The organism is Paenibacillus rhizosphaerae (assembly GCF_014192015.1).
Classification (GTDB): Bacteria; Bacillota; Bacilli; order Paenibacillales; family Paenibacillaceae; genus Paenibacillus_AQ; species Paenibacillus_AQ rhizosphaerae.
Genome location: NZ_JACHXJ010000004.1, coordinates 185,554 through 200,814, shown reverse-complemented (window position 1 = coordinate 200,814; position 15,261 = coordinate 185,554). Strand labels below are relative to the sequence as shown.

The window sequence follows — 15,261 nt, the reverse complement described above, 5'->3', positions numbered from 1 at the left end:
GCTTACAACACCGAAATTTAGTATTGATTATTTGCAGACCATCCACTATGATAATGGCAACAGGCAGGAGGTGAAAGTTAAAGCACTTTAACTTTTAGAGTTACATTCCGTTACTTTGCTAAATAGTACGGTTTTAATCGCCCAGAAGTTAAAGCGTTTAAACTTTCATTAACTTTGTGAGAAAGGTTGGTGCACCCGTGACCCATCGCGAAAGCAGGCGGCAAACGCTGTACATGTACCTGTTTATTTCCCCCTGGCTCATCGGCTTTCTGGTTTTTGCCTTGTATCCCCTCTTGTCCTCGCTTTATTACAGCTTCACGGACTACGACATCATTCACCCGCCCCAATTTATCGGCCTGGCCAATTATGCGGAGATGTTCGGCAATGATCTGTTCTGGAAATCCGTCACGGTGACGCTGAGGTATACGCTCATCAGCGTGCCGATCCAGCTGCTGCTCGCCCTTGGATTTGCCCTGCTGCTGAACCAGAGGATTCCGCTGCGCGGATTTTTCCGGACCGCGATGTATTTCCCGAGCATGGTATCCGGTGTGGCGATGTCGCTGCTCTGGTACTGGATTTTCAACCCGCAGATCGGGCTGTTCAACTACATGCTCTCCTGGTTCGGCATCAGAGGCCCGGCCTGGCTCATGAACCCCGACACGGCTCTATACGCCTTGATGATTATGTCCTTCTGGACGGCTGGCTCGGGCATGATCCTCTTTCTGGCGGGACTGCAGGGCGTTCCGGCGAGCCTGGTGGAAGCCGCCAAGCTGGACGGGGCGGGACGCTTCAAAATTTTTCTCCATGTCACCCTGCCGATGATCTCGCCTGTGCTGCTGTTCCAGCTGATCATGGGCATGATCGATTCCTTCCAGGTGTTTACCCAAGCTTTTGTCATGACCCAGGGCGGCCCGAACTACTCCACCTGGTTCTATGTCTACAACCTGTACACCAGCGCCTTCAAAGAGTACCGCGCCGGCTATTCCTCCGCCTTGGCCTGGGTGCTGCTCGTCGTCGTCATGCTGTTCACCGCGCTCGTGATGAAGCTGTCGAACCGATACGTTCACTACGAAGGAGGCAAACGCTAGATGAGTACCCTTCCGGCCGCTGGCCCACAAGCGAACAACGCCGTCCCCAAGCGGCGGCGCAGCGCGGACCCCGTAGGCATTGTCAGCTTCATCGCGCTGGTCGTAACCACCTTTCTTATGCTGCTGCCCCTGTTCTTCATGGTATCGACATCGCTGAAGTCGAAGAAGGAAATGCTGAAATTTCCGCCGACCTTCCTGCCGGAAAGCTGGCAGTGGAGCAATTACAAGGAGATTTTCGAGACGCTCTCCTTCGGCACGATGTACATGAACAGCCTGATCATCGGCATTCTTACCGTGGTCGGCACGCTGCTCTCCTCGGCGCTAGCCGCCTATGGCTTTGCCAGATACCGCGGCAAGGGGAGCAGCACCTGGTTTCTGCTCATGCTGAGCACCATGATGCTGCCCTACCCGGCGATCATGATCCCCCAGTTCATCCTCTTCTCGAAGCTGAACTGGATCGACACGTTCCTCCCCCTGATCGTCCCGGCGTTCTTCGGCTCAGCGTACAACATCTTCCTGCTGCGCCAGTTCTTCTCAACGCTCCCTGATGAGCTGTTCGACGCCGGACGCATCGACGGCTGCAGCGAGTTTCGCATGTGGCGCCAAATCGCCCTCCCGCTCTCAGGACCGGCGCTCGCCACCGTGGCGATCTTCGCCTTCATCTACAGCTGGAACGATCTGCTGACGCCGGTGCTATACCTGAGTTCCACCGAGAAACTTACGCTGCCGGTCGGCATGGCATCCCTGACTTCATCGCGCTTCCGGATTCCGCCGTGGCACCTGCTGATGGTCGCTTCCGTGCTGGCCATGCTGCCGATCGTGACGCTGTTCGCCGTAGCCCAGAAGCGGTTCGTGGAGGGCATCGTGCTTACCGGGATCAAGTAAAGACACGGATCTATTGGGAAGCCCGTCGTCCCGGCGGCAGCGGTCATCTGCAAGCGCCATCCGGGGCGACGTCGAGGCCGGCATGCTGCAGGCACCTTCCCCACAGGGGGCAGCGGACCGGATTTTACTTCAACTAGTTCAGACAGCAGCACCACCCATTACATGAAGGCAATGGAGGTATCGGTTCATGAACAGGAATAGGAAAAGATCAGGTTTTGCCCTTCTTCTGACGACGCTGATGCTGGTGGCTGCCGCGCTCTCCGGCTGCAGCGGCGGCAAATCGGCGGGCGATGTGACTTCCGGAGGCGATAGCTCCGGAGGGGGCGATAAAGGCGGCACAGTGACGATTACCCACTACACGATCGATTCGGAGGACCGCACGTTCGTCGAGAAGCTGATTCCCGATTTTGAAGCAAAGCACCCGAATATTAAGGTTAAGGTCGAAAAAGCGCCTTACGAGCAGTTTGACAGCAAGCTGCAGACGCTGATCGCCGGCGGCAAATCCCCGGACGTCACCAGCCATTACGGCTCCGGTGGATTTGCGGAGTACTACAACAAGGATATGCTGCTGGATCTGACGGACATTATCCAGGAGGACGGCTTCAAGGCCGCGGATTACGGCATTCCGGACAACTTGATGAACATCTACAAGGTAAAGGAGCGTACTTACGGCATTCCGGTCAATATGTACGTCACCCTGATGCTCTATAACAAGGATATGTTTGACGCCGCGAAGGTACCTTACCCGCCGAGCGATTATGAGGACAAAAGCTGGACGTTCGACAACATGGTCGAAGACGCCAAGAAGCTGACCGTCATTTCGGACGACATCGCAAAAACCCAGTACGGCGTGGACTTCACCTGGGCCGAGCGCGATAACCGCCCTCTCTACTTCGGGGCCGAGCCTTATTCGGAGGACACCTGGACCAACGGCGGCGTCCCTTCCGCAACTCATTTCGATTCGCCGGAAGTGATCGCAGCCTATAACAAGCTGTTTGGATTGATTTTCAAAGAGAAAGTCTCCCCGACGACCGAGTGGAGCCAAAGCGTCGCCGGTCAGAACGGCGATCCCTTCGTCGCCGGCAAAATCGGCATGTCCGTCAGCGGTTCGTGGAGCCTGGCCGGGGCCAACGATTTTCCGTTCAAAATTGGCGTGGCGGCCGTGCCTTGGGGCGGCAATGACAAGGTGCGCAGCACGCTGTACGTCGATCCGCTCATGATCCTAAAGGGCTCCAAGCATCCGAAGGAGGCTTTTGAATGGATCAAGTATCTGGTCACCGCCGATGTGCAGGAGAAGTCGATCGAGCTTAGCGGAGGCAACCCGCCGGTGAATACGCAGGCAGCCGAGGCTTATTACAAACACTTTGAAGGCGTTGACCCGCAGGACATTAAGAACGTGTACGAAGGCGCCGTCAAATACGGCTTTGAGTCTTATAACCACCTGATCACGAACTACTCGCAAATCAACGACATGTTCATCAACGAGATGCAGCCGATCGAAAGCGGGCACAAGACGGTAGAGGAAGTCATGCCGACGATTCAGAAGAAGCTGCAGGAGATTATCAAACGGTAAAGGGAGCGTTTGTAGAGCATTGTAGAGCAATCTCCCCTACCATCGTAAGAATGTCCTCCTAGGTGGAGCGGATCATGACTTTATAATGTAGTTATTGGACTCGATTCGTTATACGTTTTACGGTTTAACGGCGACCGGATGCCGTCCTCTGCGGGCGATATCCGGTATATGCCATCCCATGCTTCGCGGACAGACTTCCGTCCATGTATACTAGGGATAAGTTTATAGGTTCGGAAAAATCTGCCCAAGGAGAAATGAAGATGAAAGTGAGTATTTTTGACGTTGCCAAAAAATCGGGGCTGTCCGTCGTAACGGTATCCCGCGTGTTGAACGGAGCCGAAACCGTCCGGGAAAAAAACCGGCAGAAAGTGCTCGATGCGATCAAAGAGCTGGGATACCACCCGAACGCCGCCGCCCGGAGCCTTGCCCGCGGGAAAACCGGCATCATTGGCCTTATTGTAACGACGCTGCAGGATTCCTTCTTCGATGCCGTCGTCAAGGAGCTGAACGAAGTGTTCGCGCTTCACGGCTACTATCTGGCCATTTCGGTATCGACGGGCATCGGTTCGGACGGGAGCCATTACCTGATTCAGGAGGACCGGGTGGACGGGCTCATTCTCCTCTCCCCCATGGAAGAAGACAACTATATCGTGGAGCTAAAAAAACGCGGCATTCCCTACGTACTGATCGATAATCAGAAGCCGGAAAACGACAATTTCTCGGTGACGATCGACAACTTCAAGGGCGGCTATGCGGCGGCAAGCCATCTGCTCGATACCGGATATACGTCCATCGCCCATTTGTGCGGACAGGAGATGTTCCGAAGCACCCGGGAGAGACGCGACGGATTTATGCAGGCGCTGTCGGAGCGGGGACTGACCCCCTTTGAAATCGTAAACGGGGGCTTTGAAATCCGGTTCGGCTACAAAACGGCTGTCCGGTGGTTGAAGGAAGGACGGCTTCCGCAAGCGGTCTTCGCTGGCGACGACAATATCGCCCTCGGCGTGGTGAACGCGCTGACGGAGGCAGGCGTTCAGGTACCCGGCCAGGTAGCCGTCGTTGGTTATGACGACCAGACGATATCCTCCCAGCTTCATCCGTATCTGACGACGGTACGCCAGCCTGCCGACCGGATCGGCATCGCCGCAGCCGACATGCTGCTGAAGCGGATCGACGGTACGATGAAGCGCGGAGCCAACTTGAAAATCGATCCGGAGCTCATCGTCCGGGAGTCTTCCGTTCCTGGGCATCGGGCCTGAGTTTCAAAGCTTCCGGATCATCATGTTCGGCAAAAGCATGAATTGATCATATAGGAGTGACAACTATTGGCTTACTATTTGGGAATCGACGGGGGAGGTACCAAAACCTATGCCCTGCTCACCGACGGGCAGGGGCAAGTGCTCGGCAAAGGCCAGAGCGGCAACGGGAATCATCAGATTGACGCCGCCGTGGCCGCCGAGAGCATTCGCAGCGCCGCTTTCGGTGCCATCGCCGACGCCGGGCTGCAGCTTGCGGACATCCGCCACACCTTCTTCGGCTTGGCGGGAGCCGACCGTGAGCCGGACTACCGGATCCTGCATCCCATGATCCGAAACATGGGCTTCACGGATTATTCAGTAGACTGTGATACCATCATCGGTCTCCGGGCCGGGACGAAGCGGCCGTACGGCGTCGCCCTCATCTGCGGCACGGGCACCAACGCCGCCGGCCGAAATCCGGCAGGCAAGCATGTGCAGTGCGGCGGCTTCGATTATATGTACGGCGATTTTGGCGGAGGCGGGGCCTTAAACATTGAGGTGTTCCGCTCCGTCATCCGCGCCTGGGACGGACGCGAGCAGCCGACGCAGCTGACGGAGCTGCTGTTGTCCCTGCTGGGCTACGATACCGTCGGCGAAATGTTCGACGACTTCTATGATAACCAGCGCAATGTGCCGGTGGACGCCGCGCGCCTGCTGTTCGCAGCCGCTGCCGGTCAGGATGCGGTGGCGCTCGAAATTTTGAACCGCCAGGGCGTGGAGCTTGGACAGTCGGCCGCTGCCGTCATCCGTAGGCTCGGTATGGAGAACGAGGCCTTTGACGTGGTGCTTGCCGGCAGCCTGCTGACACGGGGTGACCGCGGCTGGATCCGCGGTCCGATTGAAGACGCCGTCCGAGCCGTGGCACCGGCCGCTTCGGTCGTGACGCTCGCGACGGAGCCGGTCGTCGGCGCCGTATGGGCGGCCATGGAGGCGGACGGCATGATGATTCCGGAGCAGGTCTATGAGCAAATGCGGCTGTTCCGCGATTTTGAGCTTATTAACCAAACTACCCGATAGGAGTGAAGGATCATGACTTCAAAGCAGGGGTTGAAAATAGCAGTGATCGGCGGGGGCTCCTCGTATACGCCGGAGCTGGTGGAAGGGTTTATCCTGCATCACCGTGAGCTTCCGGTCCGCGAGCTGTGGCTGGTCGATATCGAGCCTGGCCTGCGGAAGCTGAACATCGTCGGCAGCCTGGCGAAACGGATGGTTGAGAAGTCGGGACTGCCAATCGAGGTACATCTGACCACCGACCGCCGCAAAGCGATCGAAGGCGCCGACTTCGTCAGCACCCAAATGCGCGTAGGCATGCTGGATGCCCGGGGACGCGACGAATCGATCCCGCTCAAGTACGGGGTCATCGGTCAGGAAACGACCGGTCCCGGCGGCATGATGAAGGCGCTGCGCACGATCCCGGTACTGCTCGATATCTGCCGGGATATGGAGGAGCTGGCGCCAAACGCCTGGCTGCTTAACTTTACCAACCCGGCCGGTATGGTCACCGAAGCCATCCTGAAGTATTCCAAGGTCCGCAGCATCGGATTATGCAACGCACCCATCGGCCTGATCAAACAGACTTCGGCCAAATACCAGGTCGCCCCCGACTGGGTCTACGCTGAGTTTGTGGGCCTGAATCATCTTCACTGGGTCACCCGCGTCGATGTCGAAGGCGAAGACAAACTGGATGAACTGCTTGCCGATACCGCCGGTTACAGCGCTTCGAACGTGCCAGCCCGCGAATGGAACCCCGAGTTCCTGCAGTCCCTGCGGGCCCTGCCCTCCTATTATTTAAAGTATTTTTACATGACGGACGCGATGCTGGAGGAGCAGCTCGAATCCTTTCATCAGGGCGTCAACCGCGCCGAGGTTGTGAAGCGGGTCGAAGAGGAGCTCTTCGAGCTGTACAGCGACCCGGATCTGAAAGAGAAGCCAAAGCAGCTGGAGCAGCGCGGCGGCGCCTTCTACTCCGAAGCCGCCGTCAACCTGATGCGGTCGCTCTATAACGGCACCAATGACATCCAGACGCTGAACGTGGCCAACCGCGGGACGCTGCCGTTCCTGCCCGAGGATGCCAGCATTGAGGTCAACTGCGTCGTGACGAAAAACGGGCCGCTCCCGCTGCCGGTGACGCGTGTCCCGCGGATGGCCGTCGGCCTAATCCAAGCCGTCAAAACCTACGAGCAGCTCGCCATCGACGCTGCGGTCACCGGCGACCGTGGGCTGGCAATCCAAGCGCTGGCCCATCACCCGCTCGTGCCGTCGGTCGAAGTCGCCATCAAGATGCTGGATGAGATGCTGGAGGCCAACAAAGAATACTTGCCGCAGTTTTTCGGGAAAACACCGGCACATCCCTGAGGCAGAGGGATGGACTCAAAGGATAATCGGATGATCGTGACGCCTGCCCGCGGGTGAACCCTTTTTACCGCAAATCGATGCAGATTGGCAGTACTGCCGCTGCAAAACACACACAAAAAAACCTTGAACGGCATGTTCCCGTTCAAGGTTTTTTCAGTCCTCGCCGCAGCAGCGGCCCGGTGGCCGCCTCCCGGCCATGCCCCCCGCGGTGCCCCCGGCATCACAGCCCTGCCGAGGCGTCCGCCGAGCCGGCTTGGCTGGCACGCGTGTGCCTGCGCACCAGCAGCACGTAGCACAGCACGGCGCCGACGTCCGCGCAGGCGATGACGATGCCTATCGGCAAGGCCGAGGTGCTGCCTCCGATGCCTACGAGCGGGCTGACGATCCCACCGAAGATGTAGGAGAGCAGCCCGAGCAGCGCCGAGGCGCTGCCCGCTGAGCGGCCGTAATCCTGCAGAGCCAGCGAGGAACCTGCGGTTCCGACGATGCCGACGCAGGATACGACCACGAACAGCGGCGGCAGGATCGCCGCAAGGCCTGCCCCGGCGGCGAGCAGGACCAGCAGCAGCACACCGCCGATCGTCGCGAGGGTAATGCCGGTCACGAGCAGCTTTCTCTCGCTGACGCGTCCGGCCAAGCGGCCGGTGATCTGCCCCGCGATAATGATGCCGAGCCCGTTCGTGGCAAAGATCACGCTGAACATTTGCGGGGATACCCCGTAAATTTCCTGCAGCACGAACGGCGAGCCGGAAATATAGGCGAACATCGCGGCTGAAATGAAGCCTGAGCTGAGCGCCAGGCCCATGAACTTGCCGTCGCGCAGCAGCTTGCCGAACGTCTTCACCGTGCCCTGCGCCCCGCCGCCGGAGCGGTTGCCGGGCGCCAGCGTCTCCGGCAGCCCGAGCATGACGGCCAGAAGCATGGCGACCCCGATGGCCGTCAGCACGATAAATACCCCGCGCCACGAGGTCACCTGAAGCAGCTGTCCACCCAGGATCGGCGACAGGATCGGTGCCGCCCCGTTCACCAGCATCAGCATGGAGAAAAACTTGGTCAGCTCGCTCCCCGAATACATGTCCCGGACGATCGCCCTCGATATGACAATCCCCGCTGAGCCCGCGATGCCCTGGATGAAACGCAGCACGATCAGCAGCTCAATCGACGGGCTGAAGGCGCACAGCAGCGACGAAACCCCGTAAACCACCATCCCGATCATCAGCGGCGTGCGGCGCCCCCTCACATCGCTGATTGGCCCCGCCAGCAGCTGGCCTACCGCAAGGCCGATGAGGCAGGACGTCAAGCTGAGCTGGGTCAGCGAGGCCGTCGTATGCATCGATTTGGCCATTTCCGGCAAAGACGGCAAATACATATCAAGCGAAAACGGACCGAAGGCCGACAGCGCCCCCAGCACAATAATCATCCAGATCCGGTTCGCTCCCGGTCCGGGAGTGGCTGAAGCCGCAGAGCCGCCTGCCTTCGCATCCGTATGTGAACGTTTATTCATAAGTTCTATCTTGTTCCCCCTCTGTGTTTCCTGCTCCGATGCATGGCATGATAAAGTAAAATTCTCTTCACTCGATAGATTGAACTAAAGTTGTGCATTAATCTTCTTATTATAACGGGCCCCTAGAGGCCTATAACATTTCATTTCTTTAGTTCATTCTATATAGAGTATCATATTTCCCTCGCAAAATGAGCGCCATCCTATATTTCCAGTAGGTCACGCTGTTCCCCATTCCTTGTAGCTTCGGACATCCCGCCTTTCCGCCGCCTGCGGCCACAAAGAAAAACAGCCTGGCCAATGAAAATTTGGCCACGCTGCTGCTTCTTCGCTTATAAAAAAACGTTTAGCGTCGTACATTCCAAGAGGACAGACCTCTTTTAGCGAATGTTTTTCTTGTGAGATAAGGATGGTTACCCAGGGGAGTTTATACTTTCTTATCTCTAAACATAGACACAACCTGTTACCCCTTGATCCCCGACAGCGTGACGCCCTCAATGATATACCGCTGACCGATAATATACACAATAAGCACCGGAATCAGCGCGATCGAGGCGCCGGCCATCATGAGCGTCCAGTCCGTGGAATACATGCCGCGGTACAGGTTCAGCATCATCGGGACGGTAAATTTTTCGGGAGTGTTCAGGAAAATGAGCGGATAGAAGAAGCTGTTCCACATGCCGAGGAACGTGAAAATGCCGAGCGCCGACAAAGCCGGTTTCACCAGGGGCAGCATGATCCGCGCATAAATCGTCCAGCGGTTGGCACCGTCCACGATGGCGGCCTCCTCCATCTCCTTCGGAATGCCTCTGAAAAACTGGCGCAGCAGGAACACGCCGAAAGCGTTAAACAACGCGGCGGGCACAATGATGGACAAGTGCGAGTCCAGCCAGCCGATGCTTTTCATCATCAAATACAGGGGAATGATCGTGACTTGCCCCGGCACCATCATCGTCGCCAGAAACAGGACGAAGAGGGGCTCCCGGAAAGGAAAGCGGATCTTGGCAAACGCGTAAGCCGCCATCGAACAGGTGAACAGCTGCGAAGCAACGACGATCACGTTAATGTAAAAGCTGTTGAAATACGCCCTTCCGAAGGGCAAAGCCGTTAACGAGGTTTTGAAATTGGACCACACGAACGGATCGGGGATCCATTTCGGCGGCACGATAAAAACTTGGGACAGATCCTTGAGCGAGCTGAGCAGCATCCATACAAACGGCAGTGCCATAATGCACGCGCCGATCAGCAATATAATGTGAAGCAGGACGGTGGACAAACGTAGTCCTCTGGTCTGCATGCGTTCTCCTCCTTATCCGGTCGATTCTAGTCCTCGTAATGGACCCAGCGTTTGGACATTTTCATTTGGAACAGCGTCAGCGCCAAGATCATGATGAACAAAATGACTGCGGTCGCCGTGCTTTTACCGAACGTAAAGTCCACGAACGCCGAATCGTAAATGTGAAACACGATCGTATAGCTCGCTTTCGCGGGCCCGCCGGAGGTCATGACGAACGACTGGTCGAACACCTGAAACGAACCGATGATCGTCATAATCGTCACGAAAAAGGTCGTCGGAGACAGCAGCGGAACGGTTATATTGACAAACTGCTGCCATTTGCTGGCGCCGTCAATCTGTGCCGCTTCGTAATAGCTGGCGGATATGCCCTGCAGCCCGGCCAGGAACAAGACCATATTTCCGCCAAGCCCCATCCAGACGCTGAGCATGGCGATCGACGGCATGACAAACCGCGTGTCGGTCAGCCAGCGGGGACCGTCGATCCCGAACCACTCCTTCAAATAAAGGTTGATCAACCCGAAATCCGCGTTAAACAGCCACATAAATACAACGGCGACTGCCACGGACATCGTAATGTTCGGCATAAAATAAATGAGTCTGTAGATCAGCTTGCCTTTTACCCGATTCAGGCCCACCGCGATGAGCATCGCCAGAATAATGCCCGTAGGCACGGTTAGCACCGTATAATACAGCGTGTTGACCACGGAGATCCGAAAATCCTCATCCTTGAACGTGTTGATGAAGTTATCCAGTCCGACAAACTGCTTCTCCCCCATCCCGTCCCATTTCATCATGCTGAGGACGAAAGCCGAAATCAGGGGAATTAAGGAGAACAGCAGCAGCCCGACCAATTGGGGAAAAATAAAGACATAGCCCCATATGCCATCCGATGTCTTGCTCGTCATCGCGGTCTTCCGTTTGTTGTCCGGCTGCAAGGCCGGCGCAGAAGCCGTTCGATCGGCCGTCTGATTCTGCATAAACATCCACCTTCCTCTTGCGAATTACGCCTTGTGAAGCGCTGGCCGTCAGCCGCCGGCCGGCATGGAAAGAGGGAAGGAACGCTGCGCTGTGCCATGCGCTCCTTCCCTCCGGACTTTCGTTATTTGCCGTTTTTATAATCGTCGATTTTTTTGTTGGCCATGTCCTGAATGTCTTTGAGCGATGCGTCCAATTCGCCGTTCTTGAGCCACAGTGCCTCGAACTTGGAAGTGATATCCGTGCTCAACCCTGGAATGCCGGCCTCGAACGGAGTCAGCGAATAACCTACCTCGCGGGCATCGAGGAACAGCTGTGCATGCTCCGGCAGGTTGCCTTCCAGAACGACGTCATCCACGCCTTGAACGGACGGTACGGCATTACCTCCGCCTTGCAGACGGAACTTCTGGCCATCCGTGCTCAGAAATTCGGAGTAGAAGGTATAGGCGGCGTCTTTATGCTTCGATGCGCTGTTCATGACCAGAAATGCCGTCGGAATTCCGGCCGGTTCAATCTTGTTCCCCGTGTTCGTCGGCCAGGTCACGACATCGTACTCCAGGCTGGAGTTTTTCTTGAACAGCGGCAGATACCAGCGTCCGGCTCCGACGAACCCGACTTGGTTGGACATAAACATGGCGTCACCGCCCTGCCCCTTCGGCAGCGTACCGGCAAATGTAATATTTTTCTCCTTCACGTTATCGTACAGGAACTGGAACGCTTCCTTCGCCTTCGGATCGTCATAGCCGATGAACTTGCCGTTGTCGTCGTAAACTTTGCCGCCGTTTGCCGTTACCCAGCTGTAATAGCTGTTCCAGGAGTTATCCAGCACGTAACCGTACTTTTTCGAGTCGCGGATTTTCTCCACCATGCCTTTGAACGCGTCCCAGGTCCATTGACCCTTCGCCTGAAGGTCGGCCGGCATCTCCGTAATTCCCGCGTCATTCAGCACTTTCTTGTTGTACCACAGCACCATCGGATTGCAGTCGACCGGCACGCCGTAGATTTTGTCGTCACGCTTGGCCGCGCCCCACAGCCCTTCAAAGTAGTCTTCCGGTTTGATTTTGCTGTCTGCCGCCGTCATTCTCGGCGTTACTTCCTCGATGCTCTTATTCTCGATCAGTTTCACGACGAAGCCATCGCCGGCATAAAACACGTCCGGAGCAGTTCCTCCCGTCAGCTGTGTCAAAATTTTCTGGTCGTATTCTCCCGGAATCGGAATCAGCTCCGCCTCAATGTCCGGATGCCTCGCGTTGAAATCCTTCGTAAACTCTTGGAAGCGGGTCAGCTCTCCGGGATTTCCCCAGGTCGCCCATTTAATCTTGACCTTCTCCCCGCCGCCTTTGCCTTCTTCCGCCACCGCTCCCTGGTTGTCGCTGCTGCCGCCACCCGATCCGCATGCCTGCAGCACAACCGACGCCAACAATACCACCGCGAGCAAGGACTTTCTCAGCTTCTTCATTTCTTTACTCCCCCATTCAAAAAGAGTAGTCATCGGCTTAGCACCTTGATGTGAAAACGCTTACGTGATTATTATAAAACGGCGTCCTACGCCTTTTGAACGGCACATATTTCCGAAATCGTGTCATGTTTTCCTGTGTTTTTGATCTATAAGTTGAACCAGCTCATCTGCGCGGCATTCCCTGGAATTCCGCCGGCGTCAGTCCGACGACCTTTTTGAACTGCTTGCTGAAATGCTTGGTGTCATTGAAGCCGGACATCTCCGCGACCTCATATACTTTCATCGTGGGATTTTGCAGAAGCTCTTTGGCCCGGTTCACCCGCAGCGTAATCAAGTAATCGATGAAATTATGTCCGGTGACCCGCTTGAACATTTCACTGAAGTAGTTGCGGCTGACGCACACCTTGTCGGCAACCTGCTGCAGAGAGATCGACTCTGTAAAATGCTCCGAAATATATTCGACCGCCTGCTGGACGATCCGTTGGTGCAGCGATTTATCCGGAGGCGGACAATCTGCAGGGAGGGGCAGCGGCATCACCGCAACCGCCGGATCTGCGCTGTTTTTTTCCTTGTACTGCTCCAGAATACGGTGATCCTCCTTCTCCTTCTGCAGGCTGTGGCGCATTTCATACAGCACCGTTTTCAGCGATTCCGCACTCAGCATCGGCTTTAGGATATAGTCAAAGGCACCCAGCCGGATCCCCTCGCGGACGTACTCGAAATCGCTGTGGCAGCTGAGCAGGAGCACCTTGACCCAAGGACAGATCTCCCTCGTCCTGCGCGCCAGCTCAAGCCCATCCATGACCGGCATGGCAATATCGGTAATCAGAATGTCGATCTCCTTGCTTTCGACCCATTTCATCGCCCGCTGGCCGTTGGAGGCTTCCCCCACCAGCTCGAATCCGTTGACTTCCCATTCAAAAGTAGACCGAATCCCCATTCTTGCGATGGCTTCATCATCAACCAACAGCACTTTGTACATCCTGATCCCCCTTTAAATTTGAAAAAGTAATCGTGACCTCCGTCCCCTGCATGAGCTCGCTGGTCACGCTGACCCCGTATCCGCTGCCGTAATACAGCCGAATCGTTTGATGCACATGGCGCAGCCCGATGTTGGTCATCCCCCGGTGATGGTGGGCACGCTCGTCGGCGAAGATGTGGGCCAGCCGCTCTTCGCTCATACCTACGCCGTCGTCGGCGATGCTGACGATGACCTCCTCCCCCTCTTGGCGTGCGCGGATCTCAATCGTGCCCGGTTCGTCTTTGGGCGCGATGCCGTGGAAGACCGCGTTCTCCACGATCGGCTGCAGCAGCATGCGCGGAATCGGAATTTGCTTCAGCTCATCGGGACAATCGATCAGCAGACTGATGGCATTGTCATACCGGTACCCTTGAATGACCATGTATTTCTGCAGCAGGTCCAGCTCCTCGCCTAACTGGATAAAGACGCCGCTGCGCCCCATACTGACCTCGAGCAGCTGGACGAGCGAGGTGACGGCTTGGTCGACATCGTTCGTGCGGTTCAGCTTGGCCAGCCAGCGGATCGAATTCAGCGTGTTGTACAGAAAATGCGGATTGATCTGGTACCGGAGCGCCCGGATTTCAGCTTTCTTCTTCTCGGATTCCTCCTTGGCAATCCGCTCGATGAGCAGCTCGATCTGTTCGATCATCTTGTTGAAGCTGCGTCCCAGCTGGCCGATTTCGTTGCGTCCGACGCTTCGGCTGCGGATGGTCAGGTCGCCGGCTTCCCCTTTGCGCATCAAGCGGCTCAAGTTGACGAGCGGATTCCCGATTCTGCGTGTAACGTAGTAGCCCATGCCGATCGCCAGCACGATCGAGCAGAGGGTAATTAACACCGTCAGATTGCGGATACTGGCTGAATCGGCTGTCATCTCCTCCAGCGGCACGACGCCGACGACGCGCCAGTCGTTGTCGAGCTGCTCGGGAATCATCAGCGTATTCCGCCGCCCCTCCCGAAGCTGCGTCTTCCGGGCCGGCAGCGGCAGCTTCGACGTTTGGCCGTACTCGTCCGGGTCGGGATGGTAGAAATACTGATTCCGGTCGTTGACGATGTAGACGTATCCCGTATCGCCGAATTGAACGCGGTTCAGCTCATCGATCAGCACGTTCCCCATCACCTCGACAAACATGACGCCGATGATTTCACCGGTTTCCCAGCTGCGAATGGCCCTGCCTAGACCAAACACCGGGAAGCCCATCCCGGTCTTTTTCAGGTATGAGGTTTCGGAAAGCCCAAACCATACGGTATTCCCGTTCGCCTTCAAAATGGCTTTGTACCAGTCGGAATCCCACTGATTCGGGATCGACATGAGGGAGTCTGCGCTGAGCACCGAGTTTTTGCCTTTGACATCAAAAATATAAATATCGAGAATTTCCGGTGAATTGATCATAATCGAGGTCAGCATATCTTTACCGTCCTTCACCTTGAGCGTCGTTTCATAGGCGTTGTCGCCCTGCCTTTGCTCCAAAATGTTGTGGACGATTTTGCTGTTTAATACCATCATCGAGGAGTCATCCAGTTTCTTGAAAAACATGTTCAGCTTGTCGCTGACCTGCACGATCGTTAGCGCGGCCACCTTGCTGACCTGCTGTTCCACGATCAAGGACGATTTGTGGTAGGACAAGAACCCTCCTATAAGGACAGGAAGAGTCATCCCGAAGAAAAAGAAGAGGAATAGCTGTACAACAATCGAGTGTAGCGGGGGAAAGCGCGTGAGGAGCCAGGATCTCATATGCGAATCACCCTCTTTTTCCAAGTGTGAATTTCGTAATGTTATTGTATATACGAATGATTGCGCTTTCAAAGCAT

General features: G+C 56.2%; 12 protein-coding genes. 6 read left to right on the top strand and 6 right to left on the bottom strand.

From position 1 onward, the window contains the following. Window positions 1-197: 197 nt before the first annotated feature. From FHS19_RS23075 to FHS19_RS23050, 6 genes are all read left to right on the top strand, one after another. The gene (locus FHS19_RS23075; protein ID WP_312887307.1) at window positions 198-1,088 is read left to right on the top strand and encodes a carbohydrate ABC transporter permease; all 891 of its coding nucleotides are present in this window, start codon (window positions 198-200) and stop codon (window positions 1,086-1,088) included. Then, on the top strand, window positions 1,089-1,973 hold the full coding sequence (locus FHS19_RS23070; RefSeq protein WP_183584162.1) for a carbohydrate ABC transporter permease: 885 nt from the start codon (window positions 1,089-1,091) through the stop codon (window positions 1,971-1,973). A gap of 187 nt (window positions 1,974-2,160) precedes the next feature. After that, a complete protein-coding gene (locus FHS19_RS23065; RefSeq protein WP_183584161.1) occupies window positions 2,161-3,546 on the top strand; it encodes an ABC transporter substrate-binding protein in 1,386 nt (461 codons plus the stop codon). 260 nt (window positions 3,547-3,806) lie between these two features. Next, window positions 3,807-4,805 carry a LacI family DNA-binding transcriptional regulator gene (locus tag FHS19_RS23060; protein WP_183584160.1) on the top strand — a complete coding sequence of 333 codons (999 nt, stop codon included), beginning with the start codon at window positions 3,807-3,809 and terminating at the stop codon, window positions 4,803-4,805. 66 nt (window positions 4,806-4,871) lie between these two features. Then, complete coding sequence (locus FHS19_RS23055) at window positions 4,872-5,861, top strand: N-acetylglucosamine kinase (protein ID WP_183584159.1); 990 nt, start codon at window positions 4,872-4,874, stop codon at window positions 5,859-5,861. Between the two features lie 12 nt (window positions 5,862-5,873). Further along, a complete protein-coding gene (locus FHS19_RS23050) occupies window positions 5,874-7,199 on the top strand; it encodes a 6-phospho-beta-glucosidase (RefSeq protein WP_183584158.1) in 1,326 nt (441 codons plus the stop codon). A 220-nt stretch (window positions 7,200-7,419) separates the two neighbouring features. Here FHS19_RS23050 and FHS19_RS23045 read toward each other — a convergent pair whose 3' ends face one another. The 6 genes from FHS19_RS23045 to FHS19_RS23020 form a co-directional block, all read right to left on the bottom strand. Continuing rightward, entirely contained in the window at window positions 7,420-8,619 is a 1,200-nt protein-coding gene (locus FHS19_RS23045) for a multidrug effflux MFS transporter (protein WP_246426806.1), read from the bottom strand. A gap of 544 nt (window positions 8,620-9,163) precedes the next feature. Next, a complete protein-coding gene (locus FHS19_RS23040; RefSeq protein WP_183584156.1) occupies window positions 9,164-9,997 on the bottom strand; it encodes a carbohydrate ABC transporter permease in 834 nt (277 codons plus the stop codon). A gap of 26 nt (window positions 9,998-10,023) precedes the next feature. Beyond that, window positions 10,024-10,902, bottom strand: coding sequence for a carbohydrate ABC transporter permease (locus tag FHS19_RS23035; RefSeq protein WP_183584561.1), 879 nt, complete (start codon window positions 10,900-10,902; stop codon window positions 10,024-10,026). A 194-nt stretch (window positions 10,903-11,096) separates the two neighbouring features. Next, entirely contained in the window at window positions 11,097-12,431 is a 1,335-nt protein-coding gene (locus tag FHS19_RS23030; RefSeq protein ID WP_183584155.1) for an ABC transporter substrate-binding protein, read from the bottom strand. 163 nt (window positions 12,432-12,594) lie between these two features. After that, window positions 12,595-13,413 carry a response regulator transcription factor gene (locus FHS19_RS23025; RefSeq protein WP_183584154.1) on the bottom strand — a complete coding sequence of 273 codons (819 nt, stop codon included), beginning with the start codon at window positions 13,411-13,413 and terminating at the stop codon, window positions 12,595-12,597. Further along, complete coding sequence (locus FHS19_RS23020; protein WP_312887306.1) at window positions 13,391-15,076, bottom strand: sensor histidine kinase; 1,686 nt, start codon at window positions 15,074-15,076, stop codon at window positions 13,391-13,393. Before FHS19_RS23020 ends, FHS19_RS23025 begins: the two co-directional genes overlap by 23 nt. Between the last annotated feature and the right edge of the window lie 185 nt (window positions 15,077-15,261).

Bases quoted from the DNA above. Each gene is read 5' to 3' on its own strand.
- FHS19_RS23060 (WP_183584160.1), top strand. From the start codon at position 3,807: ATGAAAGTGAGTATTTTTGACGTTGCCAAAAAATCGGGGCTGTCCGTC.
- FHS19_RS23035 (WP_183584561.1), bottom strand. From the start codon at position 10,902: ATGACGAGCAAGACATCGGATGGCATATGGGGCTATGTCTTTATTTTT.
- FHS19_RS23040 (WP_183584156.1), bottom strand. From the start codon at position 9,997: ATGCAGACCAGAGGACTACGTTTGTCCACCGTCCTGCTTCACATTATA.
- FHS19_RS23025 (WP_183584154.1), bottom strand. From the start codon at position 13,413: ATGTACAAAGTGCTGTTGGTTGATGATGAAGCCATCGCAAGAATGGGG.
- FHS19_RS23050 (WP_183584158.1), top strand. From the start codon at position 5,874: ATGACTTCAAAGCAGGGGTTGAAAATAGCAGTGATCGGCGGGGGCTCC.
- FHS19_RS23065 (WP_183584161.1), top strand. From the start codon at position 2,161: ATGAACAGGAATAGGAAAAGATCAGGTTTTGCCCTTCTTCTGACGACG.
- FHS19_RS23070 (WP_183584162.1), top strand. From the start codon at position 1,089: ATGAGTACCCTTCCGGCCGCTGGCCCACAAGCGAACAACGCCGTCCCC.
- FHS19_RS23045 (WP_246426806.1), bottom strand. From the start codon at position 8,619: ATGATTATTGTGCTGGGGGCGCTGTCGGCCTTCGGTCCGTTTTCGCTT.
- FHS19_RS23030 (WP_183584155.1), bottom strand. From the start codon at position 12,431: ATGAAGAAGCTGAGAAAGTCCTTGCTCGCGGTGGTATTGTTGGCGTCG.